Annotated in this window: 1 tRNA gene and 2 rRNA genes (1 of these 3 cut by a window edge); all 3 read right to left on the minus strand. The window is 55.0% G+C overall.

Annotated elements, in window-relative coordinates:
• Positions 1 to 281: 281 nt before the first annotated feature.
• A tRNA-Met gene (locus tag ACM5SV_RS36455) sits at positions 282 to 358 on the minus strand.
• 129 nt (positions 359 to 487) lie between these two features.
• A 5S ribosomal RNA gene (gene rrf / locus ACM5SV_RS36460) occupies positions 488 to 602 on the minus strand.
• Between the two features lie 229 nt (positions 603 to 831).
• Positions 832 to 2,500: ribosomal RNA gene (locus tag ACM5SV_RS36465) — 23S ribosomal RNA — on the minus strand (it continues 1,271 nt past the right edge of the window).

The raw sequence follows: 2,500 nt of genomic DNA on the forward strand, positions 1-2,500 counted from the left end.
CAGTGGACTGTTTTATCGGGCGGGCCCGATCGACCGCTCACCCTTCAGGTTATGGTGAGCTCTGCGAACGAGGAGCTACCATCGCCAGGGAAAGCGAAGCTTTTCCGCCAGCGATAAGAAGGTAGATGCTGATCTTTAAGAGGAAGGATTTGGTTTCGGGGGCAGGCTTTGTAGTTTTCTGTCCCGCTGCGTCGGCTTTGCCTTCTTGCGGGCCCCTGATTAGGCATTAAACCCTCGACCCGTTACCAAACAAAAAGCCGCCCTTAAGGCGGCTATTTGTTTGGTTGCGGGGGCAGGATTTGAACCTGCGGCCTTCAGGTTATGAGCCTGACGAGCTACCGGGCTGCTCCACCCCGCGCCAGCGCAAATCCGTGGGATTTGCTGATGTATTCTAACACAAAAGGCCGCTTGTGAGCGGCCCTTTTGTGACGGCTTGGGCCGTTGGATGTGAATGAGAAGATTGTTTTACATCAGTTGCGTTTTGCAGACCTGGCAGCGACCTACTCTCCCGCGTCTTAAGACGAAGTACCATGGGCGCAGGGGCGTTTCACGGCCGTGTTCGGAAAGGGAACGGGTGCAGCCACCCCGCCATAACCACCAGGTCGGCAAAGCGCAACTATATGTTTTGAGAAGCTGGCAGGCGTTAGCCTGTTTTCTTTTTTTGAACACGTCTTTGAACCTTCTTGAGGGCGTCGGAGCAGCGCTCCGCAAGGCCAAGTGGCCGTCGCGCCTTGTGGCGCGGCCCGTCCGGAGCGAAGCGGCAAAGCCGCGACAGCGCCAGGACAAAGGTCTGGCACATCGAACGAAGTTCGATGAGCATAGTCAATGAGAACGATCAAGCCAATCGAGCTATTAGTACCGGTAAGCTTCATGCGTTGCCGCACTTCCACACCCGGCCTATCAACGTGGTCGTCTTCCACGGCTCTGATAGGGAATACTCGTTTTCAGGTGGGTTTCCCGCTTAGATGCCTTCAGCGGTTATCCCGTCCATATGTAGCTACCCTGCTATGCCCTTGGCAGGACAACAGGTCCACCAGAGATATGTCCATCCCGGTCCTCTCGTACTAGGGACAGATCCTGTCAATATTCCTACACCCACGGCAGATAGGGACCGAACTGTCTCACGACGTTCTGAACCCAGCTCACGTACCGCTTTAATTGGCGAACAGCCAAACCCTTGGGACCTGCTCCAGCCCCAGGATGCGATGAGCCGACATCGAGGTGCCAAACAACCCCGTCGATATGGACTCTTGGGGGTCATCAGCCTGTTATCCCCGGCGTACCTTTTATCCGTTGAGCGATGGCCCTTCCACGCGGGACCACCGGATCACTATGACCGACTTTCGTCTCTGCTCGACTTGTCAGTCTCGCAGTCAGGCGGGCTTATGCCATTGCACTCGACGACCGATTTCCGACCGGTCTGAGCCCACCATCGCGCGCCTCCGTTACTCTTTCGGAGGCGACCGCCCCAGTCAAACTACCCACCATACACTGTCCCGGACCCGGATGACGGGCCGCGGTTAGACATCCATGACGATAAGGGTGGTATTTCAAGGATGGCTCCACGGAAACTGGCGTCCCCGCTTCAAAGCCTACCACCTATCCTACACATGCCGACACGAATGCCAGTGTAAAGCTATAGTAAAGGTGCACGGGGTCTTTCCGTCTGACCGCAGGAACCCCGCATCTTCACGGGGAATTCAATTTCACTGAGTCTATGTTGGAGACAGCGGGGAAGTCGTTACGCCATTCGTGCAGGTCGGAACTTACCCGACAAGGAATTTCGCTACCTTAGGACCGTTATAGTTACGGCCGCCGTTTACTGGGGCTTCGATTCAAAGCTTGCACCTCTCCTCTTAACCTTCCAGCACCGGGCAGGCGTCAGACCCTATACGTCGTCTTGCGACTTCGCAGAGCCCTGTGTTTTTGATAAACAGTCGCTACCCCCTGGTCTGTGCCACCCCATAATAGTTGCCTACCATGGGGTCACGCTTCTTCCGAAGTTACGCGTGCAATTTGCCGAGTTCCTTCAACATAGTTCTCTCAAGCGCCTTGGTATACTCTACCTGACCACCTGTGTCGGTTTCGGGTACGGTCTATACGGTGGAGCTATTTCCTGGAACCGCTCCGCTGCCCATCCAATCCAATAAGAATGAACAACTTGTGCAATCCGTCACTACCACCAGGCCCACGAATATTAACGTGGTTCCCATCGACTACGCATTTCTGCCTCGCCTTAGGGGCCGGCTAACCCTGCTCAGATTAACTTTAAGCAGGAACCCTTGGTCTTTCGGCGAGAGGGTCTCTCACCCTCTTTATCGTTACTCATGTCAACATTCGCACTTCCGATACCTCCAGGAGCCCTCACGGGTCTCCCTTCATCAGCTTACGGAACGCTCCGCTACCACGTGTATTGCTACACATCCTCAGCTTCGGTGCATGGCTTCAGCCCCGTTACATTTTCGGCGCAAAGACCCTTATTTAGACCAGTGAGCTGTTA

It is taken from the genome of Rhizobium sp. CRRU65, assembly GCF_048551595.1.
Taxonomy (GTDB): Bacteria; Pseudomonadota; Alphaproteobacteria; order Rhizobiales; family Rhizobiaceae; genus Rhizobium; species Rhizobium leguminosarum_J.